This is a genomic window from Lysinibacillus sp. NPDC086135 (assembly GCF_044746345.1).
Classification (GTDB): Bacteria; Bacillota; Bacilli; order Bacillales_A; family Planococcaceae; genus Lysinibacillus.
Genome location: NZ_JBIVCA010000009.1, coordinates 80308 through 104731 on the forward strand (window position 1 = coordinate 80308; position 24424 = coordinate 104731).

Here is a 24424-nt window from a genome sequence, read left to right on the forward strand (position 1 = left end):
TAAAGCTATTAGTTTAAGATGGCGCGAACTTGAAAGGAGCTTATCGCTATATGAATATGGATTACGATTTATTTATGCAAGAAATTTTAAAAACAGCACGTGCAGAAATTGAGGGTGCTGGTTATGAGCAGCTTCGCACGCCAGAAGCTGTTGAAGAGGCATTTGCCCGTCCAGGTACAACTTTAGTCATGGTAAACTCTGTATGTGGCTGTGCAGGAGGTATCGCACGTCCAGCAGCAGCACAAAGCGTACATTACGATAAACGTCCAGACCATCTTGTAACAGTATTTGCTGGTCAAGATAAAGAAGCAACTGCAGCTGCTCGTTATCACTTCGGTGAAGATCATTTACCATCTTCCCCATCATTTGTGTTATTAAAGGATGGACAAGTAGTAGCAGAAGTTGGACGCTATGAAATTGAGGGACATGACCCAATGTCAGTAGTAACAAACTTACAAGCAAACTTTGAGGAATATTGCGACGAACTTTAATTTTATTCTTAGAAGTTAAAAGAGAAGCTATTCTATAAGTATGTTGCCCCGCAGCTACAAAATATCTGCGGTGGCTTACTACTTGGCCATGCTAATTGATCCTCGATTAGCATGGTGTTATAGCTTCCTTTTATTTTTCAATATACCTGGCCAATTGACGTTCGAAATATTTGTAATATTGGCTAAATGAATAATCTGAAATTCGAAATCAATAAAATTAACAGGTGTGTTGATAAGCAATATTGGGCATTATTTGTGGTGAAATCCTTTATTTTTCTTGGACTACTTCAATTGTCGCTCGTCGCCAAAAGTTATTGATGACATTTGTAAAACGTATTCAATGAATATTGTTGATTGTAGTGGAGGATGGGCGACTCCTTGGGGATCAGCGTCACAGATGAGACCCTGGAGCGAGCAACGCGAGTGAAGCGGCTCATCGGACGCCCCTAGGAAAGCGCCCAGCCGGAACGGAAATCAACCACACATTATGGTTTGAGCCTATGTTTGTGAAATAAGGCTAATCAACACGTATGTAAAATTAGAGTACTAAAAGATAGGAGGCAGTCGACTTGAAGAAGTTTTCAATCGGCTATCGTACATTAAAAACGGCCTTTGGTGCAGCAATCGCTATTGCCATTGCCCAATACTTTGAATTAGCTTCTTATGCATCTGCTGGTATTCTAACAATATTATGTGTACAGCCAACGAAGAAAAAATCTCTTCATGCTGCTTATACACGATTCGTCGCAAGTATTATCGGTATGCTTTATGCATTTTTGAGCTTTGAGCTATTTTCCTATCATCCGCTTACATTTGCAGGTATGCTGATCGTATTCATACCAACAATTGTATCTTTGAAGGTTGCAGATGGTTTTGTCTCTAGTGCAGTAATTATCATGCATATTTATGCAGCTAAAAGCTTTTCATTGGCACTAGTTTCTAATGAATTCGCATTAATGGCAATTGGATATGGTACGGGAATAGCTATAAATATGTATATGCCAGACATTCAAAAGGAATTAAATTACTATAGAGTTAAAATTGAGGAACTTTACAGTAAGATTTTTTTAGAAATCGCCAACTATTTAAGAGAAGGCGATACATTGTGGGATGGGCAGGAAATTATTGACGCCATTAAAGCATTAAATAGTGCGAAATCCCTAGCATTTAAAGATGTTGAAAATCATTTTACGAGACGTGAAAATGACTACTACGTATATTTTGATATGCGTGAACAGCAACTAGAAATTATCGATAGGGTTCTTCCGAAAATAACGGCACTTCCTGTTATAGTACAAGAGGCGGTGATCGTCGCTGACTTTTTACAAGACCTCGGTGAGCATGTTCATTCAGGAAATACGGCTAGTCATTTTAGGGGGAAGTTAGAGCAGGTAAAGTTAGATTTCGCCCAATTACCTTTACCAAAAAATCATGAGCAATTTTTAGCACAAGCGGCTCTCTATCAATTTATTGAGGAAATGGATCGATATTTAGAAATTAAGCAGTCTTTTAAGGGCTTAAAGGTAAAGAAAAAGCGCCCGCAGTAATGCGGACGCCTAGCTTTCCATTACACTAGCATTGATAAGCCGAATGCTAGAGATGAAATTACCATGATTGCTATCATCGTATAAACGACAATTTTTTGAAATTTTTTATTACTCATATGCTCGTTCGCTCCTTCTTTTCATATAAATAGTTTAGCAAATCTGAAAAATTTCTCAAGTAGTAGAGTTTTTACGAAAAAGTCTGTAAAATAGATTATGTACCATAACAGAAGGAGATGTCACCATGGAGAGAGTAGATCATATTGGGATTGCAGTCCGCGATCTTAATGAACGCATTACATATTATACAGAAACTTTAGGCCTAAAGCTGCTGAAAGTGGAAGAAGTAGAATCTCAACAGGTTCGTGTTGCATTCATTGATGCGGGTAATGTAAAAATTGAGTTATTAGAACCGATGAGTGAAAAAAGTACTATTCACGGATACATCGAAAAACGTGGAGAAGGTATCCATCATGTAGCTTTCGGTGTAACAGGTATTCGTGAGCGTATGGCTGAGCTTCGTGAAAAAGGCGTCCGTCTTTTATCTGAAGAGCCAGGACCAGGTGCTGGTGGTGCAGAAGTTGCTTTTATGCATCCGAAATCATCTTTCGGTGTGTTATATGAATTATGCGATAAAAGTGGAAAAGGGGATAAGTGATCAGTATGGATATGTTCGATAAAATTAATGACTTGTATGACCGTAAGACAGTAATTGAACTTGGTGGCGGCTATGAGCGCATCGAGAAGCAGCATGATAAAGGCAAATTAACTGCTCGTGAGCGTATTGAATTATTACTAGACGAAGGTACATTTTTCGAGATCAACCCATTCATTACACACCGTACAGTAGACTTTGGCATGGACAAGATGGAAGGTCCTGGGGATGGTGTAGTAACTGGTTTCGGTAAAATTAATGGACGTTCAGTATACTTATTCTCTCAAGATTTCACAGTATTTGGGGGAGCACTTGGTGAAATGCACGCAAAAAAAATGGCAACAGTAATGGATTTAGCTGCAAAAAATGGTACACCATTTATCGGTATTAATGATTCAGGTGGCGCTCGTATTCAAGAGGGTGTACTTTCACTTGATGGTTATGGTCATATTTTCTATCGTAATGCAATCTACTCTGGGGTAATTCCTCAAATCTCAGTTATCATGGGACCATGTGCTGGTGGGGCGGTATATTCTCCAGCAATTACAGACTTCATTCTAATGGTTGATAAGACATCTCAAATGTTTATTACAGGACCGAAAGTTATTGAAACAGTAACAGGTGAAAAAATTTCTGCTGAAGATTTAGGTGGTTCAAAAGTAAACAACGCTGTAAGTGGTAATGCACACTTCCGCGCACCATCTGAAGAAGAAGCTATTGATCAAATTAAGAAACTATTAAGCTACTTACCACAAAATAATAAAGAAAAAGCTCCTCGTCAGGCACGTCCAGAGGGTGATGACTATCGTCCGGAAATCGTGGATACTGTACCGATTGAAACAACTCGTCCTTATGATGTACGAAAAGTAGTCGAGCAAATAGTGGACGAAGGCTCATTTATGGAAGTTCATGCAGAATTTGCGAAAAACGTTGTAGTTGGTTTTGCGCGTATTGCTGGTGAATCGGTTGGTCTTGTATGTAACCAACCTAAAGTATTAGCTGGTGGATTAGATATTGACTCTTCAGACAAGGCTGCTCGTTTTATTCGTACTTGTGATGCTTATAATATACCAATCATCACATTTGAAGACGTTTCTGGTTTCTTCCCAGGCGTTAAACAAGAGCATGGCGGTATCATTCGTCACGGAGCGAAAATCCTTTATGCATACTCAGAAGCAACTGTACCAAAAATTACAGTGATTCTGCGTAAAGCATATGGTGGTGCGTATGTTGCCCTTAACTCTAAATCAATTGGAGCAGACTTAGTATTTGCTTGGCCTAACGCAGAAATTGCTGTTATGGGTGCGGCAGGTGCAGCTAACATTATCTTCGCGCGTGAAATTGCAAAATCGGAAGATCCAGAAGCAACACGTGCAGCGAAAATTGAAGAATATAAAGATAAATTCGCAAATCCATACGTGGCGGCATCTCGCGGTATGGTAGACGATGTTATCGACCCACGTGATACACGTATTAAGCTAATTCAAGGGCTAGATATGTTATCAAACAAACATGAAACACGTCCAGAGAAAAAGCACGGAAACATTCCTCTATAAAAATTGTACAAGCTTAGTATCCTTTGGGGTTACTAGGCTTTCTTTTTACGAACATTTGATAATAAAAGATCTATTGGAAATAACAGATAATTGAAACATTTCCTATTTTCATTCGTACATATATATAAGAGGAGTTGAGATGGATGGAATGGAAACAATTACAAAAAGAGCAAGAAATGATTCATGCACAATTAAGAACTGCTAGTAGGTTAAGTGAACAAAAGGATTTAATTGAAAGGCAAATCGAGCGTGCACAACAGGAAATTTACAAACATTCTAAAGCACTCAATCAAATTCGTTTGAAACTCGATAAGTTAGAAGGTTTTTCTTTTATGAATACGATTCGTACGTGGGCAGGGCAACAAGATGAGCTACGTGCAGAAAAAATTGATGAAGCAGCTATTCTTGAATTAAAAATAAATGAAGCAAAGAAGATGGAACTTGATTTGACAGATGATTTACGGCAAATAAACACTAAACTTACTCAAATTAACGAACAAGAGTTGCATGAAGTTTTAAAGCAATTAAATGCTAAAAAGAAAGGCTATTTACAAATACATGAGCCTGAACAGGCAAAAAGGCTTGAACAATTAGCGCACGAAGAAATGTTAACGAAACAACTTATTATAGAGATAGGGGAAGCAGAAGAAGCTGGTGAAGCAGCACTTACTAAGCTTGGACAAGCTGCAGAGTCCTTGCATTCTGCAAGTGGTTACTCAGCATGGGATACGTTTTTTGGTGGGGGTCTCATTGCTACACATTTAAAGCATGATGCACTTGATGAGTCCGAAAATTATCTTCATAATGCTCAAATTGCATTACAGCGCTTCCAAAACGAACTACTGGATGTACAAGATATGTCTACGAAATCGTTAGCAGTTGAAACAGATGGATTTGTAAAATTTGCGGACTATTTCTTTGATGATATTTTTTCAGCTTGGTCTGTCCATTCTAAAATATCTACCGCCAGAGAGCAGGTTTCCCGTGTACAAGATGATGTACATAATACGATTTTGCGTCTACAGGATAAACATAATAAGGCAGATGGCTATTTGCAGTCTCTACATAAAGAAAAAGAAGCGATCTTTCAAAAGTAATCTGTGAAAAGACTTTCCCTTTAACGGTAAATTAGTAATAACATAAAAAGCAGAAAAAAACGCTCAATAATCTGAGCGTTTTTTTGTGTAAAGCCCCTGTTTGACTGACGAAGGTTATTAAGTATCACCGTAGTATTCTGCAAAATGCAAAAATCCAAATTTCCTCACAAGAAAGTTTCTTAATTCGCCATGAGTAGCTTTTTCTATTGGAGGATTTGTTAGGGTGTATGCTTTGGCATTTAATTCAGCAAATTTATCTTTATCTACTGCATTATGTTCTTTATCTTCAATAATCCCTGAAGAAATTGCGGCTTTTGGATAACCCATTAAAAATATATGTGTTCTTAATGCCATACTTGGTGTTGAATGCAACAATATAATTACAACCAATAAGGAAACAATAATTATAACTTTTTTCTTCAAGTCACCGCTCCCCAAAAATTGACGTGAATAATCTATAAAATATTTTAACATAAATTTTCCATTTATCTTCAAAAAAGTAGTTCGCTAAAAGAAGCACTTTTACCCGTCTATAATTTGCGAATTGAATTGAATTGAAGAGGATAATTATAGCCCAATTGAAAAACAATGTAATCGTTTTATTTTACCAAACGCAGCAGTATGCTAAAATATAGAAGATAACTATGACGTGGATAACACGTAAACTAAGGGAGTCCTACAACATGACAAGTCGTTTAGTAGAAGAGTTTTTTGAGCTCGTACAAATCGATTCAGAAACAAAACATGAAGAAGTGATTGCGCCGATTTTAATCGACAAATTAACAGCACTTGGTTTTACAGTAGAACAAGATGATGCACATACTCGTAACGGGCATGGAGCAGGTAATATACTTGCTACGCTAAAGGGTTCATTAGATATTGACCCAATTTATTTTACTTCTCATATGGATACAGTTGTCCCAGGTAAAGGGATTAAACCATCTCTTCGTGAAGATGGCTATATCGTTTCAGATGGTACAACTATTTTAGGTGCTGATGACAAAGCAGGTCTTGCCGCATTATTTGAAATGGCTAAACGCTTAAAAGAGCAAAATATTGAACATGGTGATATTGAATTTATTATTACAGCTGGCGAGGAAAGTGGGCTCGTTGGCGCTAAAGAGTTAGATCCATCTAAAATTAAAGCGAAATACGGCTTTGCTGTAGACAGTGATGGCAAAGTAGGAGGAATTGTAACAGCGGCTCCATTCCAAGCAAAAATTTCTGTTAAAATAATTGGGAAAACAGCACACGCTGGTGTCGCTCCAGAAAAAGGAGTGTCTGCGATTACGGTTGCTTCCAAATGTATTGCACAAATGAAGCTAGGTCGATTAGATGAAGAAACAACAGCTAATATTGGTCGCTTTGAGGGTGGGCAGGCAACAAATATTGTATGTGACGAAGTAACAATTCTTGCGGAGGCTCGTTCGATCGACAAAGCGAAGCTAGATGCCCAAACGAAGCATATGCAGGAGACGTTCGAGCAAGTAGCTGCTTCGTTAGGTGCGAAGGCTGAAGTTGAAGTGAAGCTAATGTATCCTGGATTCCGTGTAACAGAATCAGATAAAGTTGTGCAAGTGGCAATGGCAGCTGTACACAACATCGATCGTACACCAAAGCTTGGTATTTCAGGCGGAGGTTCCGATGCTAATGTAATTGCGGGCTTTGGCATCCCTACAGTAAATCTTTCTGTTGGATACGAGGACATTCATACAACAAATGAAAAAATCCCAGTCGAAGAATTAGAAAAATTAGCGGATTTACTTGTTGAAATCATTAAAGAGTCTGCGAAAAAATAACTACAAAAATCGAGGATGTGACCGCATGGAAAGTGTAAAGGCAGTAGTTTTTGCTTGTGGTACAGAGGAATATGCAGTACCTGTAGAACAAGCGATTTCGATTGAAAAGTTAGAGCAAGTAACACCGATTCCTCACTTGCCTAATTATCTTCTAGGCTTCACAAGAATTCGTGGCGAGCTTGTCCCTGTGCTTGATTTTGAGCGTATTCTTTATAATCGTTCTTCTAATGCTGCAACAGCACGGATTATAGTATTGAACACGGATGTTGTGAATTATGGATTACTTGTAACAGAAGCTCGTGAAATTCTTGATTTTGATGAGTCGGTATTAAAGCAGATGGGACTTGTTAATTATTCAAAAACACGCTATTTTACAGCTGTGGCTAATCTTGAAAATCGTATGATCACATACGTTGACCCGAAGATACTTGTGAATTCATTAGAAGGTATACGTGAAATAATTAATTATTTACACAAAATGCTTGAAAATGAAAAAGAAAACGTAGAGGCATAAGTCTTTGTATGATTAAATCATTCAATACAATATTTCATAGATAATATTTGAGACAGAATTACAAATGTGTGATTCTGTCTTTCTTTTTAAGTAGCTTTATTAAAAGGAAACTGAATACCTATGTCGAATATTAAGCTTATCACTAAAACGTGTCGTTGATTTTCGTTCCGACTAGTAGCTTTCATTGGGACGTCCAATGAGCTGCAAAACAAATAAGTAAATAATTCTTTTTTGAGGAGGTATTTGTCATATGAATACAGAGAAAAAGCAAATACCTGAAGAAAAAAGAGAACACTTAAGGCAAAGTGAATTAAAAAACAATCCTACTGGCTCTTTAAACGATGGAATAAATAGGGGAACTAGCGGAAATTTAAATGGTATGGGTTGGAAAGAGACGTTAATATTAGTTTTAGTGTTATTCATAGGCTACATTATATACAAAATATTTTTCAATTAAAGATATGAAAGGAATCGATATATCTCCATAATCTTCTATCCATGATTTTTCAATCGCTACAAGTTATCAACATAATTACTTATTTCTAACATAGTAAAAATAACCTGTGTTCATATGCACATATTTGAAAGTTAACAATAAAATTATGCGATTTACCTACTGACATATCCATACTAACATCGTATTATGTATGGTAAGAAAACTACTGTAAAAGGCAAACTTCACCGAAAGGGAAGGACGCAAAGCCATGAGTCTAAACACTATTTTAGTGCATGATTGTCAGGTTGCCAGGTTCTATTCTATGAGCCTCGGCCAATAGAATGGAGATGTAATATATGGGAAGTCGTTCACTATCAAAAGCGATCATTGTTTTTATAGTAGCAATTGTAAGTACGCTAGGATTAACAATGGGAAAGGTAGACGCAATGGCCATGCAGGATAGGGCTACTTGGTTATGGGACACGACAAAGATTGTTGAAGATGAATCAGGAGTACTTTCATTTTTAGAAAGCAAACAAGTTAATAAATTATATTTACAAATTAATAGTGATATAGCAAGTAATTTTTACAAAAGTTTTATCGATAAAGCAACGGCAAAAGGGATAAAAGTATATGCGTTAGATGGTTCTGCAAGTTGGGTTTCAACAGAAGGCTATAAAATGCAGGATCAGCTATTTGATTGGTTACAAACATATAATGGAAATGCAGCAGCAACAGAGCAATTTTCTGGCGTTCATCTTGATGTAGAGCCCTATTTAAATAGTGGCTGGAGCTCGAACCAAGCGAAAACGATTGAATCCTATCAAGCGCTTCTTACTAGAGCGAAAGGGGATACCGACCGATTACTATTGCCATTGGAAGTTGATATGCCATTTTGGTTTGACGAAATTACTTACAAAAACCAATTATTAGCTGACTGGGTAATTGACCAAGTGGAAAGTGTTTCAATAATGGCTTATCGAGATGCTGCTAAAGACATTATTAATATCGTTGAACATGAAATAAATTATGCAAAAAAAGTAAAAAAGTCAATTGTTATTGGTGTGGAAACAGGAGCCACTGATGAAGGGAATACTATTACCTTCTATGATGATGGAGAAGCCTATATGAACAAACAGTTAGCACAAGTTCATCAATATTATGCCAATAAAAAAAGTTATAATGGTTTTGCCATTCATGATGTTGATAGTTGGATGAATATGCAGCCGTAAAAAATCCTCTCCAGCATTAAGTTGGAGAGGATTTTCTTTGCCTTATGAAAGTCGGCCGCTATAGTCTTCGAATTTAAATTCACGAATGACTTTAATGCCTTCTTCATCGTTATAAGAAACGATTGATGGAAGATTTACGCCATTAAACATATGATTTTTCACCATTGAGTAATGTGCCATATCTGTAAATACTAGACGATCGCCTGATTGTAAAGATTGTTCAAATGAATAATCACCAATTACATCACCAGCCAGACAAGTAAGCCCGCCTAGACGATACGTGTAAGCTAGCTCATTTGGTTGACCAGAACCAATAATCATTGGGCGGTATGGCATTTCTAGAACATCTGGCATATGGCAAGTTGCCGATGTATCTAAAATTGCTAGGTCCATACCGTTTTTCTGTACATCGAGAACAGTTGCTACTAAATAACCTGTATTAAGTGCAACAGCTTCACCTGGCTCTAAATAGACGAGAAGGTTATACTTGTCTTGAATGTAATTAATGATATTCACAAGCTTTTCTACATCATAATCCTCACGAGTAATATGGTGACCTCCACCAAAGTTTAACCATTTCATTTGATGTAAAACATCACCAAATTTTTCTTCGACAACTTGTATAATACGCTCTAACGTATCGGAGTTTTGCTCACACATTGCATGGAAGTGTAAGCCATCAATACCGTCAAGCTGTGACTTGTCGAAGTTGGCTAATGTTGTGCCAAGACGAGAATTCGTGTAGCAAGGGTCGTAAAGTGCTGTTTCAATTTCAGAGTACTCAGGATTGATACGAATACCACATTCAATTGTTTTACCAGCGGATTTTACTTTGTCCTTATATTGATTCCATTGGTTAAATGAATTAAATACAATATGATCAACGTAGCCAAGAAGCTCGTCCATTTCATGTTCGACGTAAGCTGGTGCATAGACATGAACTTCCTTGCCCATTTTTTCATAGCCTAGTCGAGCTTCAAATAATGAGCTGGACGTAATCCCTGCTAAATATTCACCCACTAAAGGGAATGTTGAATGCATTGAAAACCCTTTTAAGGCAAGTAAAATACGGCAGCCTGTGCGATCTTGAATCGATTTTAAAAGTTCTAGATTTTTTGTTAATAATCGTTCATCCACTACGTAAGAAGGGGATGGAACTTTTGAGAAATCAATTGGCTTCATCGATTTAATTCCTTTACATCTAACTCAAGGTCAAGTAATTCTGGATTATGGCTTTCTTGCCATGGTAGACCCCATTTATTTAGTGCATTCATGAATGGATCTGGATTGAAATCTTCGACATTCCAAACGCCAGGTTTACGCCATTGACCGTTCATCACAAGCATTGCACCAATCATTGCTGGTACACCTGTTGTGTAGGAAATTGCCTGTGAACCAACTTCGTTATAGCATTCCTCGTGGTCACACACATTGTAGACATAATAAGTTTTTTCCTTACCATCTTTTAGACCACGAATAATACAACCGATATTAGTTTTTCCTTTTGTACGTGGTCCAAGTGATGCTGGATCAGGCAGTACAGCTTTAAGGAAGTGAATTGGTTGAATCATTTGTCCTTCAAATTCAATCGGCTCAATAGAAGTCATACCAACATTCTCTAATACTTTTAAATGTGTTAAGTATTTTTCAGAGAATGTCATCCAGAAGCGGATTTGCTTTAAACCTTTAATGTTTTTAGCAAGTGATTCTAGTTCTTCATGGTATAAAAGGTAAATATCTTTTGGTCCGATTTCTGGTAAGTTATAAATCTCTTTTTTCTCAAGTGGTGCAGTTTCAACCCACTGACCTTCTTTCCAGTAACGACCATTCGCAGTAATTTCACGAATGTTGATTTCTGGGTTGAAGTTTGTAGCGAAATGGTAACCGTGATCACCAGCATTTGCATCCACAATATCTATGTAGTGGATTTCATCAAATTCATGTTTTTGTGCATGAGCTGTGAAAACGCCCGTTACACCTGGATCAAAACCGCTACCAAGTAAAGCAGTTAAACCAGCTTTTTCGAACTTCTCTTTATAAGCCCATTGCCATTTATATTCAAATTTTGCCGTTTCAGGTGGCTCGTAGTTTGCAGTATCCACATAGTGTACACCTGTCGCTAAGCAAGCATCCATAATCGTTAAGTCTTGATAAGGTAGTGCTACATTAATAACAACTTGTGGTCCGAAGGCTTTAATTAGCTCAATAACCTCTTCCGTATTGTCTGCGTCTACCTGTGCGGTATGAATCTTTGTTTTTCCGCCATCTAGTTTTTCTTTTAGAGCGTCACATTTTGAAACAGTTCTACTTGCGATACAAATCTCCTCAAACACGTCCGAATTTTGAACACACTTGTGTACCACAACACTGGCTACTCCGCCAGCTCCTATAATCAATGCTTTACCCAATTGTCTACCCCCAAATTCATATAAGTATTGTCAAACAAGCTGATTATACAGAAAATTGAATTACTACTCAATCATTCTTTTTAAATTTTCTACAAAATTTTTTATTTTTCAACAATAATGTAGCGTATTCAGAGGGGAATGCCACGAAAAAAGAAGCATTTCGTGAAAAAAATTCCCTTAACTCTGATGTAGAAAAGAGAAAATCATTTATTGTTCAATGGCAGCGTTTGGGGAAATCTGGGGTGACTTCAAAACTGTAGTCTGAAACCACCCGAGTTATTTAAAAAAACGATTCGATATTTGTTGTTTTTCATCCCCCCATAAATAAAAAAAGATCAGTAGTAATGTGCTTAAAAACCCCATCACAAGGGCATATGTGCTGAGGGCCACATCTACTTGACTTTGCATAGCGTAAATGAAAATAGCTCCTAGTGTTAACAAATTTCCAATAATAAGCGATACAAAATGAAATCGTCTATTCATAGCACAAGCCCTCCAATATACATGTTCTCAAAAAAAGAAAATTCACTTCAATTATCTCACAATTCAGAACTTTGTCCAATGTTTTTTATCTGGGGATTGACTTAGCGGCGGAAAGCATGTCCAAGCAGTGGAAGGTCATGACCAAGCGGCGAAACCCCGTGCCGAGTAACGCGAGTATCGGACACCCTCGAGAAAACGCCCAGTCGAAACGGAAATCAACCCTCGTTATGTGATGAACTATAATGTGGTCTACTGATTCAATATTAAATTAAAAGAATTGTAGAAAAATTATTTCTATTTAGTTTGTTTTAGATTTAAAGATGGTAAAATACCTATAATACTTTTCTTTTGGTGAAGGTGAGGATTTTAATAGTGATTAAACAGTTTGGTGAGCAAGTACAACAGATAAATGAATTATTTTTAAATGGTCATGTGAAAGAGAGCTATCAATTAGCCAAAGCATTGTTAGCTAATAGTGCGTTTACAGAACATGAATCTTTTCCAACAATTCAACAGCACGTCGCATTGTTGGAAGCGAACGGTTATGCAAATATGCCTATTCCTTCTGCTGAAAAAGTGAAGCAAAGTGTTGAACGAACAGATGGCTCCTACCCAGAGCGTGATGTACTCGCTGCATATATAGGAAGTGAGGATGAACAGCAATTCGGTAAAGTAGTAGATGAATTATTAGCTGGATCGGTCGAGGCACAAGCGAATGCTTACTATACAATGGCTGAATATTTTGCTCTTGCTAAGGAGCATGATAAAGCACTTGTACAATATGCAGAAGCGATAAAACTACAGCCAAATAAAGCTCTTTACTGGGGAGCATTCGCACAGTTTTTGAGTCGAAATGAAGGCAGTCCGTATTTGGCACTTCGTCTTATTGAAGAAGCTATTCAGTTAGATGGCATGAACCCTCGCTGGTATTACATTCAAGGAAATATTTTTTTACAGCTAGTCGCTACTACAAAAAATTTAAGCTATTTACCTGCTCTAGAAGAAGCATGGGAAAAGGCTAAAAAGCGTTGCTCTGCCAAGCAAGTGGGATTAAAGGTGGACATTGCGAAATCTAATGACGTGCTAGCGCAATGGAAAAAGCAAATGCTGTAATCACGTTTTTAGTAGAAAAAAGCTCAGATAAGAATATAAAAACTTGAATAACAAATAAGAATAGGTGCCGCAATAATATCATACAAATAAATTAGTAAAGCATCCGCATACAAAAATGAATATTTATTAGAAAAAATGACCTTTTGTGTATTTTTATGCTATTATACAATTATAAACGGACGTATGAAACCTATCTTATTGCATGAAAGAAGTGTTTAGTTGAGTCTATATGTAGCGTATGTATTGGTAGGACTTGCGATTGCCATGCCTGTTGGGGCTATTACAGTAGAAATGACAAAGCAAGGACTAAAAAATGGCTTTATGCATGGTTGGGCTGTCGGTCTTGGTGGTATGACAATTGATTTTGTATTAGTTTTTGCATTGTATATGGGACTAGCTTCCATTTTAGCAATGCCTATCATTCAAATTCCTATGTGGATTATAGGAGCGGGCTTTTTATTCCTTTTAGGGCTGGACTCTATAAAAAATGCTGATCATGGTATTACGCTTGCAGGAGAGAAAGTGACAAAATCATTTTTTACTTCTTATCGTAATGGTTTACTAGTTGCAATTTCACCTGGAAATTTAGTATTCTGGGTAAATGTTTTCGGTGTTGTACTAGCTAAATCATATGGGCAAGGACAGACAGCAAACTTTTTAGTGATTGCGGCAGGGGTTCTGAGTGGTATATTGTTGCATGATATTGGCTTGATGACCATTGTTTCAGTTACCCGTAAAGCGATGAGTCGTAAGGTCATTAAGTCACTCACGATGGTTGCGGGCGTTTTATTAATAGGCTTTGCCGGGTATTTTATTTATGAATTTATACAAGCTATTAAGAGTTATATATGAAAAGTGCGATCCAATACGATCGCACTTTTTCAATGATCCTGTATTGCTGGTCAGTAAAGATGATAGTCTCACTATGCTGAAATCTCGGTATTTTCATGGATACAAACTAAAATTTCTTCTGCTACTTGATGTGCTAAAGAAAGCTCAGAAGTGAAGCCTACACATGAACAATTCATTTCCCCTAAAATATAGCAATCTTCGCCAGCTTCGTTTGTATCAAGCATGAAATCGGCAGTCCATATAAGTGGTAAAGCATAATTGCCCAGTAAACTAGTTACGCGTGGTAGCTGAGTTAAAAAGTTTTGGACAAGCTCTTCCCAATCCTCTGGTGCATCATAGCGATATTGCGCACCCGAGAACAGTGTCGCACTAAATGCGTCCTCGGAATTTGCCGGTTTTTTATGAACTACGTTAATTGGTTTATTTCGTAACATAAATAAGCGGATTTCGCCCTCAATAATATGAGGAAGGAAGCGCATATCAATTAGCATGCCATTTGGACCAGTAATATATTGCTCACAGAACGTCATGAAATCGCTTAGTTTCCAATATTCCACATGATTATCCCGTGCTTCTGTACATTTAATCTCCGCATCAAGTGGTACTTCTGTAATTCCCTCAGCAAGAAGTTCAACCAGTTTTACTCGCCATATACCTTCTCCCGTCGATCCACGATTTTGTTTTAGGACGCGTTCAGTAATAGCAAGAGAGGTAGGGAACTGCGCTTTAAATGCTTCAATTGTATAATATGCAAATGTATCATCAGGCACTAAATTCGTTGAGGACAGTTTTGATAATGCATCTTTAGAACCATAACTAATCATTGCATCAGGGTGTGGTATACCGATAACACCTGTCTGACAAAGTTCACGCAACATATCGAAGTACTCTTGTTCATGCTGTGAGTTTCCTGGATTAATACGTGATACATAGGCAATACCATGCTCTTTGACGTAATTAAAAATTTCCTCTTTTTTTGATACATCAAAGAAAATGACTTCTGCATCCTGTCCACGTTGTTTTAGTGCATTCACCATTGGCATTGTATCTTGTCGGTAGCCGTCAGGGCCTTTATCTGTGCCACCACGGACCTCGAAAAAAATAACCTTTTTATCCATAAAAATACCCCCTTGAATGATGATATTTTCAGTATAATAAACAGCGAAGGAAAAAAGATATATATAATATGTAAATTTTATGTGGAAATTCATAGTTTATAAAATTGTATAGGGATTTATGACTGATTATTTCGAAATTATCCTAAATTGGTTAAGGCTTCCGGACGATTCTTTTTCTGAAAAACTGTAAGATATAAGATCATGCAGAGAATCAGCATTGTCCCAATAAACTGAAAGCTCCCAAAGGCAATTTTAAGCCAGAAAACACTTGTAATAACGGCTGTTAGAGGTTCAAGACTACCAAGTAAACTAGTTTCTTTTGGCGATAAATAATGCAAACTTGCAATATAAAACCAAAATGCCAACATTGTCCCGAAAATTACGATAAACAGAAAGTAAGCGATTGTCGAAAATGCCCAGTTTGACAGATCAATTTGCCATGGCTGATGGAAAAGACTCATTACAATCCCGCCAATAAGCATTGACCAGCCTACAACTAACAATGAATGAAACTGCTGTAAAAGCGAAACGGCATATAGCGTATAAAAAGCAGCCGATAGACCAGATAATATCCCCCAAAATACGGCCATCGTTGGAACAGAAAGTGTAGACAACGAGCCATTTGTTAGTAATAAAAAAGTACCAATAAGTGTTACCGTCACAGCTATTCCATCCTGCCTTGTCAATTGACTGTGCTTCGTGATTAAATAATAGGCCATAATAAAAAGCGGTGCTAAGTATTGCAATAATGTTGCTACAGCAGAGTTGCCTATAGCTATGGACATCATATACGTATATTGAACGGCCAGCATTCCAAGTAAACTAAATAAAATTTGCCTAAAAGCATTGCTCTTTGTTCGCCACATCACAAAAATAGACTCTTTACGATGCGTAATTTTATAGGCAGTTATGAGTAAAAGGCCAGCTAAAAGAAGACGACTAGAAACAAGCCAGCCAACCTCTATATTTTCCTGCTGAAATAGCTTTTGTGCGACGGTACCCCCAATACCCCAAAAACTTGCCCCTAGAATGACAAGAATAAAACCAAGAGTACGATTTTTCTGTGCAGATTGATTCATCTTAAAACATCTCCTAAACTATCAATATAAAGAAATTATAAGGAATATTTAACACAAGAAATATCGATTTATTGAATTAAAAATATCAATATATTGAGGTGAACAAAGTAATGGTGTTAACACATATCAAAATTGCTAAAGATTTACAAGAACTAACGTTACATGGGACGAAGGAATTTCCAGTTGCCTTATACGAGACGGTTTTGCGATTAGATAGTCTGGATTTTTTACCGTTGCATTGGCATAAGGAAATTCAATTTGTCTATGTGAAAAGCGGTTGTGTGGAATACCGAGTAGGAGCAGATGTCTTTGTACTTGAGGAGGGTGAGGGACTATTTGTCAATGCATCAGGTTTACACGAAGCAAAGCCGTTTCAAATAGAGCGGGCTACAATTTTCTGTATTAATGTGGACCCATTGCTATTAGGCGGACACAAGAGCAGTATTTTTACTACTAAATATGTACTGCCGTATATAACGAGCAATAGACTGCCCTATGTAAAGCTATCAGACCAATTGGCGCAAAAAGTTGAAATTGTGGCGAAATTACTGCAAGAGCAAGCCGTATTTTATGAGCTAAAGGTATGGAGAGAGTTATTAGCCATTTGGGAAACTATTTTGTCACAATCAATGCTAACAGAAGAAATACTTGACCCAGCAATTATTGTCCAGCATGAACGAGCGAAGGATATGCTTGATTATATACATGCTCATTATCAGGAGAAAATTTCTTTGGAAAATTTAGCTGCACATGTGTTTTTAAGTCGTGCAGAATGTAGCCGTTTTTTCAAAAAAATGGTCGGCATGACACCATTCACATATTTACTACACTATCGTCTTCGCAAAAGTATGGAGCTATTACGTGATAGTGAGGAATCTATCACCACAATTGCTACAACAACAGGCTTTAGTACAGTAAGTTACTATATTGATAAATTTAAGAAATATACAGGATACTCCCCACATGTTTATCGTAAACAATTTTTTGATAAAGGATAGCAGAGTATAAACGTGCGAGCGAAGCAAGAGGATATCCGCGGGAGAGAAGCGAATACCGCGAATGAGAAGTGAAGATGTGATAAATTCTTGAAAATTATCGGAATAGACTATACTGTTTATATCTAGAATTATTGACAATGATAACCATTTAAAATAAAGTAAAGTTAATAATAAAGTTACCTTTACTATTAACTTTACTTAAAAGATGGATTGAATGATGACAAAGGATAAAGAACTTATATATATGCTTGTGGAGGAAATAAATGAAGCTATTTATTCAATGGATAGCCATTTCATCAAGTTACATCACTCGGCAAATAAGCAGGTCTTTTTCGCATAAAAGGCCCTCCAATCACATTACTGCCATTGGAAGGCCCTTAAAAGCGCGCAGTTAATCGCCTGCCAAATAAATTAATGATTTAGCAGTAAGATTAATTTAAACTATCGGCCGATAGTGTGGTAAAAGATAATTCTATTGTTAGAGATTGCTTCACATTTGCCTGAAATTTGGATATCGGTATAAAGAAACATATTCCCTGTCCACCAAAGGATTAACCGTTCTTCCTATTTTAGATGGAATGTATAATTGGGGTAAAGTATTTGATAGTTAATGATATTTAACTGCTATTTTTTAATACAATATTTTCCTTGAAATGTTCTTTTTATACTATCAGCATAAAAGAGGGACTAATGTTATTCTGCTAACCAGTTATCATTACATTTTTGTAATCATCACTCGTGGGAGGGTGGTGAGAGAAATTGTTGTTTTCGCCCGCCAAGGGAAATTGCATTGTGGATGGCATCCTCGAAATCCATACTTTCAAGAAAAGCGACAATCGCTTGGGGCAGTGTCTTGATAGCTTTTATTAAAAGTATTATCGCTTGTACATATCCATGTCCATTTGATTTCTTATTCGGGTTAACCTCTCTTGGAAATCTTTTTTGTAGTCATCTATAAGCGTATCAGTATCTAAATTTGAAGCCTGGGCCTTTTGATATAGTTCGTCGATAGGCCCTAATGTTATGTTTTCATATAAGTCATAGCACTCGATCATTTTTAAATCACTACCCGCAGCTTTCGATATAGTTATTTTAAGCACTTCTGAGGTGGTTGTTTTGTTTGTATTTTGTTCAACATATAATTCATTATTATAAAACCAGCTTCTCTCGACACGGAGATACATAAGGATTTCCGTTTCGCTTTCCACCCATTTTTCTGTCAAGGAAGGCGTTACAGAAATTTGATAATCTCTGTATGTGTATCCAAGTGTTTTGTTTTGCATTTGTCCAAGTTCAATTTTTGCATTAAGTAATTTTATCGTATCATTCGATACTTCCTTTGAAAAATCGTTGTTTTCTCCAAGGTCTTTGTTCTTGTAATACTTCTCAACGATGTCTTTCGCAAAAGTCATATAACCATCGTTTGTAATTGGTGTTTGATTATTAGATGAACTCGTTAAAGTGGTATTTTTGATAATTTCATTATTCATTACATAAGTATCATCAATATAATCAAAATTTATCTCTTTATTGTATCCCAGATTGTCTGCAACAGAACTACTTTTTGTTAAAGGTTCTGCATTTGAAACGTCTATTCTAGCCAAAACTGCGATACTCGTTATAACAGTAATTATTGTAATTAAAATAACCCAAATTGTAGGTTTTTTAAAACTGAACAAATTTATTACTAGAGACTTAACGTTAATGTTAGAACCCATTTTATTGCCTCCTCAAACACTGTGTAGCATCCGATTTAAGGGCTGCCTTGTATTTTAGCAGGACAGCTATTACTAAGTATTAGTAAGTTCCTTCTAAGTGCAGCAGCCTTTGCGTGTTATAGATTTTAGTTGCTGGTACATTGTTATTATTGGTATTTGGATTAGTTCTACCTGTGACTAATAAATCCGGGTATTGGTAAGCAGTTATTACAGTAGAATGTCTCCATATACTACCGTTATGAGCTTGAACGATATCGCCTCTAAATCCATTCGCCCACGTGAGTGCCTTTTCTGTTACATATGGTCCGATATTACTGGTACCAGGATTACTCCTTGTTAAGAATGAATACAATTCGTTTACTCCAGCCCACGACTTCCAACCTGAGAAATCGCTGCTACAGTATCTGTTCCAAAAAACGAAAGTGAATTGGTGCTTGAACTCTGACTCCATGACTTTTCATGTATCCATTTTGTCCCGCTTTTCCGCTCAAGCGTGAAGGTCGCAGCAATCTTTGTAGTACCGGATAATGCCCTTATTTTGCACATCCTTTCAAGATTTAGTAGGGCTTCACTTAACCGCCCTCACTATATAAACGCACGAAAGAACATTTTCCCTACAAGAAAAATATAAAAAAAATAATATTGCTTTTGTTAATAATTACTAATCCACGGATTGCGCAATTTTTATAAGTTCATCTTTAGATAACTTGCTCCAGAGGCTTAAGGTATAACCCTCCATGCTCCATATAACTCCATTTTCAAATTCTTCGCTGGTTGCCTTTATGATATATGTCTTCTGCCCATTAATGGTTTTGCTTTCTATTTCATGGTTTTCGTTATCAACAGAAGTATTTGTATCGTTTTCTTCCGGTCTGTATGAAAGATAAACTATATTACCTTGAGGATCTACATATTCAATATTCGTTGATTTTCCGAGCTTTTCAACAATATTTTCATGATATCCAGTTGGTAAATACTCCGGTCGCCATTCATTCTTTTTATTTGTGTCGGAAGCTTCACTCTGAAAAATAAACGAAGTGAATTTAATACCACTCAACAACCGTGTTTTTAACAGCCGCCCTGACTTCAGGATTGAAGAGCCGCATACCAAATATTTTAGTAGTTGTTATGACAAAAACCGCAGCTACTCGCTTACTATAAAATAAGACTTTTTTATAGTAGCCCTTTCGCTTCTCGCGAGCGAATAATCTTTTCATCCTTAACTCAAATTCAGGAGAGAATGATATAGTTTTTATCAGTTCCTCTTTTGGCGGGATTGAATCAATTTCTTCATTAAACTCATCTATAATGGCTTGGCGAAACAACGCTTCAAATACGGAGTCATTGATCTTATTCATCTTTATTTGTTCTCATCCCTTTAATAATGTCGTTTTTAGAACTCTCGTTTTCCACAAGTCTTCTTACCTTTTCTTTGGCTCTAAAAATCCTTGTGTCAACATGTTTAGGCGTCATACTCTGCGTTTCACCGATTTCCTTATATGACATGCCAAGAACATATTTCATTAAGAGCACCTGTTTGCTGATTTCATCAATGCTTGACATATGCCTTCGAATAGCGGCATATTCCGATGAAATAATAACCTGCTCATCTATCGGTTTCTCTTTTGACTCAAGAAAAATTTCTAACTCGTCCATGGGAATATCCACATACCTCCTCTCTTTCCTCAGCAAATCAATACACTTATTCTTCACAATAATAACGGCTAAGTAACGAAAATCCCTACTGTCTAAATGAAAATATTTTTCTTTTTCATTTATTATGGAGATAAAAGCATTATGTACAGCCTCTTCAGCCATCTCTTGATTATGACTTGTTATTTTCAAAGCATACTTAAGAAGAGAGTGTCTATGCTCTTCATATATCTCGGCCATTTTGTCTCGCTCTTGCTCGGTTTCAAGCATACTAATATAAAAAGCTAACAACCTATCCACTCCCTTTCAAATATCTTTAAATGTGGTCTAAAAAATCGGCTCCATGCGCGGAATACGATATGTAACGCCCATCAAGTTGGATATAGTGCATTTGATGCGGCCACTCGGCGTTCTTGTTTGGATCAGGATACGGGAATCAAATCCCGTACTCCCAACTTGGGAAGCTGGTATTCTGCCACTGAACCAATTCTACATACGCCTACAGAATAGAATAAAAAAACTTGATGTAATCTTTTATACAGTTACCGACCGTTTGTCAAGCATTTTTCCCTGCGTAATCCCGCGAAATCGCCGCGCCGATGTTGAAAGAGCCGGTGCGCAATAGCATCGAGGAGACGACCAATCCCCGACCAACGCTACGAAGTACGAGCGCACAGAAGGGAGGCAGGGTTACCGTTCTGGGCAAGGATAAGGCTACTTTCCCGAATCAATTTAGCTGATTATTTCATGTTTCCGCTAACTGGCAAGCAGGGCAAGTGTCTTGACACTTGCACATTTTTTGTATCTTTTGAAAACCCCTTGCTATGCGAGGGGTTCTAAAGAGCTTCTAGCTATGGACAAGAAAAAAACCCCAGTCGTACAATGAATTCAGGTCTGGTCAACCGACTTCGTACGAAAGGGGATCCAAATGGATAATAAAAGTTTAGCACACACAACATGGAATTGTAAGTATCACATCGTCTTTGCGCCAAAATATAGAAGGCAAATTATTTATGGGCAAATCAAAGTAGATGTAGGTAGAATTCTTTGCCAGTTATGTGAAAGAAAAGGAGTAGAAATTATTGAAGCAACAGCATGTCCTGATCATATTCATATGTTGGTAAGTATTCCACCAAAATTAAGTGTTTCATCGTTTGTGGGTTATTTGAAAGGGAAAAGTAGTTTAATGATATTTGATCGACATGCGAACCTGAAATACAAATATGGAAACAGGAAGTTTTGGTGTCGCGGATATTATGTAGATACAGTAGGAAGAAACAGAAAAATCATTCAGGAATATATATAAAATCAATTACAAGAGGATATTCTTGAGGATCAAATGACCATGAAAGAATTCATTGATCCATTTACAGGAGAAGAAATAAAAGCAAAAAAGCGAAGATAATAAAACCACTTTAGTGGTAACGTGAAAACGGAGTGCGGTTGGCGGACCTTTCAGTGTGTCTTTAGACATGGGTCAGTACCCTAGCGTTTCACGCGTAGAGCAAACCACCAGTTAGACTGGTGGGTTCTGATTGCAAGGCAAACATCAATCTGCGCTTTTAATTTCTCTTGAAATGTCGGCAGTTTATTCCCGCCAAACTATTCCCCGTAATGCTTGAATTTTCCCTTGCTGTGGAGCTTCGGATTGGTAATAATAGATAGCCCGTTTTCAAGGCAAATGCGGTCAGAGAGCCGCCGCACTGCACAGGCTGAACCGATAAAATTCCGGAATTTCCGTGTAAAGTCCAGCGAGGTTTAGTTGTAGTAAATATGGCAATGGGGGTGGGGGCGGTCTGCATGGGAAACCACAAAAAAGGCGTGTCGGCCTTTCGTCCAGCGCATGGCAAGGTCATAGCTTATTTTGAGGGCGGTTTCCGGGTCTGTTTCGCCGGGCCGGAACGCCTGCCGGATTTGGTAATACAGCACATCATTATCCCGTTTTTGTTCTCGGCCCGTGATGGCCTTGTACTTTGCTTTTGAGAGTAAAAATTCCACGTCAGCCGTGGCCGGGTCACATTCATAGGCAAGAGTCAAATCACCATTGCGGGTCTTATTGGGATTTTTCCCGTAGTCAAAACCGTCCTTCAAGGTTACCGTAATGGTCATGCCGCTTCCTGTATGACAGGTCATAAGGCGAGTGGTTGCGGGAATGTCCATGGGTTTAGGTGCTTCCGGCCCGTCCTTATCGGATTCATGCGGGGCGGCTCCGTCCTCATGGGAAAGTGTCGCTGTTTCCTCGGCGGTCTTTTCTGGGGCCGGAGCTTCGCCGCCAATCTCCGACATGGGCACGGGAGTGGTTTTTGCTTCTGCTGTGGCTTCCTGTGCCGGGGCAGTTTTTTCTTCGTCCGGCTTGTTTGGCTGATTTTTTGCCATGCGCTTTACCTCCTGTTCGTTTTATGGCATGAAAAAAGGGCCTGATTTTTCAATCAGACCCTACGGGATATTTGCAATCCCTCCTTTCGACTTCGGGCCAACTTGTCCCGAAGTTCCGCTATCCACGCAAAAACGCCGCCCATAGTCCCACTAAGGCGGCGCTTAGTTGTAGGTTAGCTCTCTATTTTCGGTTTTTATTTTATGTTGTACATTGTAAAAGGAAGGAATTATCCATGAAATAAATAATAAGGGAGAGATTTAACATGGTTGCATTAAAGAAAAAGCAAAATATATGGCTAGCATTTTTGTTACTCGTACTTGCCAGCAATTACACGCTTTATAACACTGAACTTGGTTTATCGATTTTACCAACTGAAACAAATGGAGTTGTTATTGGCTCATTAATTGATTTTGTTCTTGTTATCCCTGTTTTATTTCTGCTGTATAAAGGAAAGTTTTCTATAAAACAAGCGGTTATTTTAGCAGCAGCTGGTTGTATTGCGGCCCGATTTATTATTCCGATAGAACATCTGCAGCCATTTGTAGCAGTGACTTGGACTGGGTTTGCGATTGAAGGTACACTTATATTATTAGAAATTTTACTAGTTGCAACGCTTGTTCGTTATATGCCAAGAATTCTAGCGGATGTACGATCAACTACTATACCCGATTTGTTTTCATTTCCAAAAGCAGTTGAAAAACATGCACCGAAGCATCCTATTATCCAGATGTTTTGCGCAGATTTTGTAGTATTTTACTACGCTTTTGCAAGTTGGAAAAGAAAAGAGCGACCTGGTTTAACCTTGCATAAAAACTCGAGCTATATTGCATTTATCATTATGCTAATCCATGGGACAGTCATTGAAACAATAGGGATTCATTGGTGGCTACATGAAAAATCACTAGTTCTTTCGATTTTATTACTTATTTTAAATGTATACACTGTTCTATTTTTTATAGCGGATATGCAGGCCATTCGTTTAAACCCTGTCCATGTAACATCTGAAAAATTGTATTTGTCTTTAGGATTGATGAAACGAGCAGAAATTCGCTTTGAGCAGATTGAAGAACTTATTGAGGATAAGGAACAATTGGAAAGAAAATTATCCAAAGATACAATTGATTTTATAGCACGTGATTTTGCAGAGGCATATCCACAGTTTATTTTAAAAATGAAGGAGCCTGTGGAAGTGACTTTCATGTTTGGCCTGAAAAAACGTTATAACAATGTAGCCATTAAAGCTGACCAAGCACAGGAATTTAGAAAAATGCTTATCCAAGGAATTGAAAATAATAAATAAT

26 protein-coding genes, 1 pseudogene and 1 riboswitch are annotated in these 24424 nt (G+C 37.5%); of the genes and pseudogenes, 14 read left to right on the plus strand and 13 right to left on the minus strand.

All coding sequences use genetic code 11. From position 1 onward, the window contains the following. Nucleotides 1-50: 50 nt before the first annotated feature. A complete protein-coding gene (locus ACIPKN_RS13135; RefSeq protein ID WP_370081645.1) occupies nt 51-491 on the plus strand; it encodes a BrxA/BrxB family bacilliredoxin in 441 nt (146 codons plus the stop codon). 569 nt (nt 492-1060) lie between these two features. Beyond that, a complete protein-coding gene (locus ACIPKN_RS13140; RefSeq protein ID WP_400936613.1) occupies nt 1061-2038 on the plus strand; it encodes an aromatic acid exporter family protein in 978 nt (325 codons plus the stop codon). A 20-nt stretch (nt 2039-2058) separates the two neighbouring features. On the opposite strand, the gene prli42 is transcribed toward ACIPKN_RS13140, so the two are convergent. Then, nucleotides 2059-2154: a stressosome-associated protein Prli42 gene (gene prli42, locus ACIPKN_RS13145; RefSeq protein ID WP_156304613.1), complete on the minus strand. Its 96-nt coding sequence runs from the start codon at nt 2152-2154 to the stop codon at nt 2059-2061. Nucleotides 2155-2279: 125 nt separating this feature from the next. Between prli42 and mce the strand changes: the two genes are divergently transcribed. The 3 genes from mce to ACIPKN_RS13160 all read left to right on the plus strand — a co-directional run bounded on the left by mce (nt 2280) and on the right by ACIPKN_RS13160 (nt 5343). Continuing rightward, nucleotides 2280-2693 (plus strand): methylmalonyl-CoA epimerase, encoded by a 414-nt coding sequence (mce, locus tag ACIPKN_RS13150; protein WP_132356629.1) that lies wholly within the window; start codon nt 2280-2282, stop codon nt 2691-2693. 5 nt (nt 2694-2698) lie between these two features. Next, nucleotides 2699-4246 carry an acyl-CoA carboxylase subunit beta gene (locus ACIPKN_RS13155; protein WP_400936615.1) on the plus strand — a complete coding sequence of 516 codons (1548 nt, stop codon included), beginning with the start codon at nt 2699-2701 and terminating at the stop codon, nt 4244-4246. Nucleotides 4247-4389: 143 nt separating this feature from the next. Beyond that, nucleotides 4390-5343 carry a hypothetical protein gene (locus tag ACIPKN_RS13160; RefSeq protein WP_400936617.1) on the plus strand — a complete coding sequence of 318 codons (954 nt, stop codon included), beginning with the start codon at nt 4390-4392 and terminating at the stop codon, nt 5341-5343. A gap of 117 nt (nt 5344-5460) precedes the next feature. Here ACIPKN_RS13160 and ACIPKN_RS13165 read toward each other — a convergent pair whose 3' ends face one another. Further along, on the minus strand, nt 5461-5766 hold the full coding sequence (locus ACIPKN_RS13165) for a hypothetical protein (RefSeq protein WP_400936619.1): 306 nt from the start codon (nt 5764-5766) through the stop codon (nt 5461-5463). A gap of 260 nt (nt 5767-6026) precedes the next feature. Between ACIPKN_RS13165 and ACIPKN_RS13170 the strand changes: the two genes are divergently transcribed. The 4 genes from ACIPKN_RS13170 (at nt 6027) to ACIPKN_RS13185 (ending at nt 9324) form a co-directional block, all read left to right on the plus strand. Continuing rightward, on the plus strand, nt 6027-7142 hold the full coding sequence (locus tag ACIPKN_RS13170; RefSeq protein ID WP_400936621.1) for a M20/M25/M40 family metallo-hydrolase: 1116 nt from the start codon (nt 6027-6029) through the stop codon (nt 7140-7142). 25 nt (nt 7143-7167) lie between these two features. Further along, nucleotides 7168-7656 (plus strand): chemotaxis protein CheW, encoded by a 489-nt coding sequence (locus ACIPKN_RS13175; protein ID WP_053483746.1) that lies wholly within the window; start codon nt 7168-7170, stop codon nt 7654-7656. Between the two features lie 250 nt (nt 7657-7906). Next, the gene (locus ACIPKN_RS13180; protein ID WP_400936623.1) at nt 7907-8113 is read left to right on the plus strand and encodes a DUF6366 family protein; all 207 of its coding nucleotides are present in this window, start codon (nt 7907-7909) and stop codon (nt 8111-8113) included. 203 nt (nt 8114-8316) lie between these two features. Further along, nucleotides 8317-8405, plus strand: a riboswitch (cyclic di-GMP riboswitch). A 43-nt stretch (nt 8406-8448) separates the two neighbouring features. Continuing rightward, nucleotides 8449-9324 carry an amidase gene (locus tag ACIPKN_RS13185; protein WP_400936625.1) on the plus strand — a complete coding sequence of 292 codons (876 nt, stop codon included), beginning with the start codon at nt 8449-8451 and terminating at the stop codon, nt 9322-9324. A gap of 42 nt (nt 9325-9366) precedes the next feature. Here ACIPKN_RS13185 and nspC read toward each other — a convergent pair whose 3' ends face one another. From nspC to ACIPKN_RS13200, 3 genes are all read right to left on the minus strand, one after another. Next, nucleotides 9367-10506 carry a carboxynorspermidine decarboxylase gene (nspC, locus tag ACIPKN_RS13190; protein ID WP_400936627.1) on the minus strand — a complete coding sequence of 380 codons (1140 nt, stop codon included), beginning with the start codon at nt 10504-10506 and terminating at the stop codon, nt 9367-9369. Beyond that, on the minus strand, nt 10503-11732 hold the full coding sequence (locus ACIPKN_RS13195) for a saccharopine dehydrogenase family protein (RefSeq protein WP_400936629.1): 1230 nt from the start codon (nt 11730-11732) through the stop codon (nt 10503-10505). Before ACIPKN_RS13195 ends, nspC begins: the two co-directional genes overlap by 4 nt. Before the next feature lie 276 nt (nt 11733-12008). Next, a complete protein-coding gene (locus ACIPKN_RS13200) occupies nt 12009-12215 on the minus strand; it encodes a hypothetical protein (RefSeq protein WP_400936631.1) in 207 nt (68 codons plus the stop codon). 372 nt (nt 12216-12587) lie between these two features. Here ACIPKN_RS13200 and ACIPKN_RS13205 point away from each other — a divergent pair, with 372 nt between their 5' ends. Both ACIPKN_RS13205 and ACIPKN_RS13210 read left to right on the plus strand, forming a co-directional pair. After that, the gene (locus tag ACIPKN_RS13205; RefSeq protein ID WP_400936633.1) at nt 12588-13328 is read left to right on the plus strand and encodes a tetratricopeptide repeat protein; all 741 of its coding nucleotides are present in this window, start codon (nt 12588-12590) and stop codon (nt 13326-13328) included. Between the two features lie 219 nt (nt 13329-13547). Next, nucleotides 13548-14180: a LysE family transporter gene (locus tag ACIPKN_RS13210; RefSeq protein WP_400936635.1), complete on the plus strand. Its 633-nt coding sequence runs from the start codon at nt 13548-13550 to the stop codon at nt 14178-14180. Between the two features lie 71 nt (nt 14181-14251). Here the strand turns inward: ACIPKN_RS13210 and ACIPKN_RS13215 are convergent, their stop codons facing one another. Together ACIPKN_RS13215 and ACIPKN_RS13220 are read right to left on the minus strand one after the other, a co-directional pair. Continuing rightward, nucleotides 14252-15298 carry a Cj0069 family protein gene (locus ACIPKN_RS13215; protein WP_400936637.1) on the minus strand — a complete coding sequence of 349 codons (1047 nt, stop codon included), beginning with the start codon at nt 15296-15298 and terminating at the stop codon, nt 14252-14254. A gap of 137 nt (nt 15299-15435) precedes the next feature. Next, nucleotides 15436-16377: a DMT family transporter gene (locus ACIPKN_RS13220; protein WP_400936639.1), complete on the minus strand. Its 942-nt coding sequence runs from the start codon at nt 16375-16377 to the stop codon at nt 15436-15438. Between the two features lie 110 nt (nt 16378-16487). Here ACIPKN_RS13220 and ACIPKN_RS13225 point away from each other — a divergent pair, with 110 nt between their 5' ends. Then, nucleotides 16488-17375 carry an AraC family transcriptional regulator gene (locus ACIPKN_RS13225; RefSeq protein ID WP_400936641.1) on the plus strand — a complete coding sequence of 296 codons (888 nt, stop codon included), beginning with the start codon at nt 16488-16490 and terminating at the stop codon, nt 17373-17375. An 875-nt stretch (nt 17376-18250) separates the two neighbouring features. Here the strand turns inward: ACIPKN_RS13225 and ACIPKN_RS13230 are convergent. The 5 genes from ACIPKN_RS13230 to ACIPKN_RS13250 form a co-directional block, all read right to left on the minus strand. Further along, nucleotides 18251-19093 (minus strand): hypothetical protein, encoded by an 843-nt coding sequence (locus ACIPKN_RS13230; protein WP_400936643.1) that lies wholly within the window; start codon nt 19091-19093, stop codon nt 18251-18253. A gap of 79 nt (nt 19094-19172) precedes the next feature. Further along, nucleotides 19173-19544 carry an amidase domain-containing protein gene (locus ACIPKN_RS13235; protein ID WP_400936645.1) on the minus strand — a complete coding sequence of 124 codons (372 nt, stop codon included), beginning with the start codon at nt 19542-19544 and terminating at the stop codon, nt 19173-19175. Between the two features lie 210 nt (nt 19545-19754). Beyond that, nucleotides 19755-20150, minus strand: coding sequence for a DUF4367 domain-containing protein (locus ACIPKN_RS13240; RefSeq protein ID WP_400936647.1), 396 nt, complete (start codon nt 20148-20150; stop codon nt 19755-19757). Continuing rightward, entirely contained in the window at nt 20137-20451 is a 315-nt protein-coding gene (locus ACIPKN_RS13245; RefSeq protein WP_400936649.1) for a hypothetical protein, read from the minus strand. Before ACIPKN_RS13245 ends, ACIPKN_RS13240 begins: the two co-directional genes overlap by 14 nt. After that, nucleotides 20444-21037 (minus strand): RNA polymerase sigma factor, encoded by a 594-nt coding sequence (locus ACIPKN_RS13250; RefSeq protein WP_400936651.1) that lies wholly within the window; start codon nt 21035-21037, stop codon nt 20444-20446. Before ACIPKN_RS13250 ends, ACIPKN_RS13245 begins: the two co-directional genes overlap by 8 nt. Before the next feature lie 637 nt (nt 21038-21674). On the opposite strand from ACIPKN_RS13250, the pseudogene tnpA reads away from it, so the two are divergent. Continuing rightward, nucleotides 21675-22151: pseudogene (gene tnpA / locus ACIPKN_RS13255) on the plus strand (IS200/IS605 family transposase). Between the two features lie 353 nt (nt 22152-22504). Here the strand turns inward: tnpA and ACIPKN_RS13260 are convergent. Continuing rightward, nucleotides 22505-23122 (minus strand): relaxase/mobilization nuclease domain-containing protein, encoded by a 618-nt coding sequence (locus ACIPKN_RS13260; RefSeq protein WP_400936653.1) that lies wholly within the window; start codon nt 23120-23122, stop codon nt 22505-22507. Between the two features lie 263 nt (nt 23123-23385). On the opposite strand from ACIPKN_RS13260, the gene ACIPKN_RS13265 reads away from it, so the two are divergent. After that, complete coding sequence (locus tag ACIPKN_RS13265; protein WP_400936655.1) at nt 23386-24423, plus strand: beta-carotene 15,15'-monooxygenase; 1038 nt, start codon at nt 23386-23388, stop codon at nt 24421-24423. The last annotated feature ends 1 nt before the right edge of the window (nt 24424 follow it).

What these genes read in the sequence shown, in the direction of transcription:
- ACIPKN_RS13135 (WP_370081645.1), top strand. Translation starts at nt 51, where the DNA reads ATGAATATGGATTACGATTTATTTATGCAAGAAATTTTAAAAACAGCA.
- prli42 (WP_156304613.1), bottom strand. Translation starts at nt 2,154, where the DNA reads ATGAGTAATAAAAAATTTCAAAAAATTGTCGTTTATACGATGATAGCA.
- mce (WP_132356629.1), top strand. Translation starts at nt 2,280, where the DNA reads ATGGAGAGAGTAGATCATATTGGGATTGCAGTCCGCGATCTTAATGAA.
- ACIPKN_RS13155 (WP_400936615.1), top strand. Translation starts at nt 2,699, where the DNA reads ATGGATATGTTCGATAAAATTAATGACTTGTATGACCGTAAGACAGTA.
- ACIPKN_RS13160 (WP_400936617.1), top strand. Translation starts at nt 4,390, where the DNA reads ATGGAATGGAAACAATTACAAAAAGAGCAAGAAATGATTCATGCACAA.
- ACIPKN_RS13170 (WP_400936621.1), top strand. Translation starts at nt 6,027, where the DNA reads ATGACAAGTCGTTTAGTAGAAGAGTTTTTTGAGCTCGTACAAATCGAT.
- ACIPKN_RS13175 (WP_053483746.1), top strand. Translation starts at nt 7,168, where the DNA reads ATGGAAAGTGTAAAGGCAGTAGTTTTTGCTTGTGGTACAGAGGAATAT.
- ACIPKN_RS13180 (WP_400936623.1), top strand. Translation starts at nt 7,907, where the DNA reads ATGAATACAGAGAAAAAGCAAATACCTGAAGAAAAAAGAGAACACTTA.
- ACIPKN_RS13185 (WP_400936625.1), top strand. Translation starts at nt 8,449, where the DNA reads ATGGGAAGTCGTTCACTATCAAAAGCGATCATTGTTTTTATAGTAGCA.
- nspC (WP_400936627.1), bottom strand. Translation starts at nt 10,506, where the DNA reads ATGAAGCCAATTGATTTCTCAAAAGTTCCATCCCCTTCTTACGTAGTG.
- ACIPKN_RS13200 (WP_400936631.1), bottom strand. Translation starts at nt 12,215, where the DNA reads ATGAATAGACGATTTCATTTTGTATCGCTTATTATTGGAAATTTGTTA.
- ACIPKN_RS13215 (WP_400936637.1), bottom strand. Translation starts at nt 15,298, where the DNA reads ATGGATAAAAAGGTTATTTTTTTCGAGGTCCGTGGTGGCACAGATAAA.
- ACIPKN_RS13220 (WP_400936639.1), bottom strand. Translation starts at nt 16,377, where the DNA reads ATGAATCAATCTGCACAGAAAAATCGTACTCTTGGTTTTATTCTTGTC.
- ACIPKN_RS13225 (WP_400936641.1), top strand. Translation starts at nt 16,488, where the DNA reads ATGGTGTTAACACATATCAAAATTGCTAAAGATTTACAAGAACTAACG.
- ACIPKN_RS13230 (WP_400936643.1), bottom strand. Translation starts at nt 19,093, where the DNA reads ATGGGTTCTAACATTAACGTTAAGTCTCTAGTAATAAATTTGTTCAGT.
- ACIPKN_RS13235 (WP_400936645.1), bottom strand. Translation starts at nt 19,544, where the DNA reads ATGGAGTCAGAGTTCAAGCACCAATTCACTTTCGTTTTTTGGAACAGA.
- ACIPKN_RS13245 (WP_400936649.1), bottom strand. Translation starts at nt 20,451, where the DNA reads ATGAATAAGATCAATGACTCCGTATTTGAAGCGTTGTTTCGCCAAGCC.
- ACIPKN_RS13260 (WP_400936653.1), bottom strand. Translation starts at nt 23,122, where the DNA reads ATGGCAAAAAATCAGCCAAACAAGCCGGACGAAGAAAAAACTGCCCCG.
- ACIPKN_RS13265 (WP_400936655.1), top strand. Translation starts at nt 23,386, where the DNA reads ATGGTTGCATTAAAGAAAAAGCAAAATATATGGCTAGCATTTTTGTTA.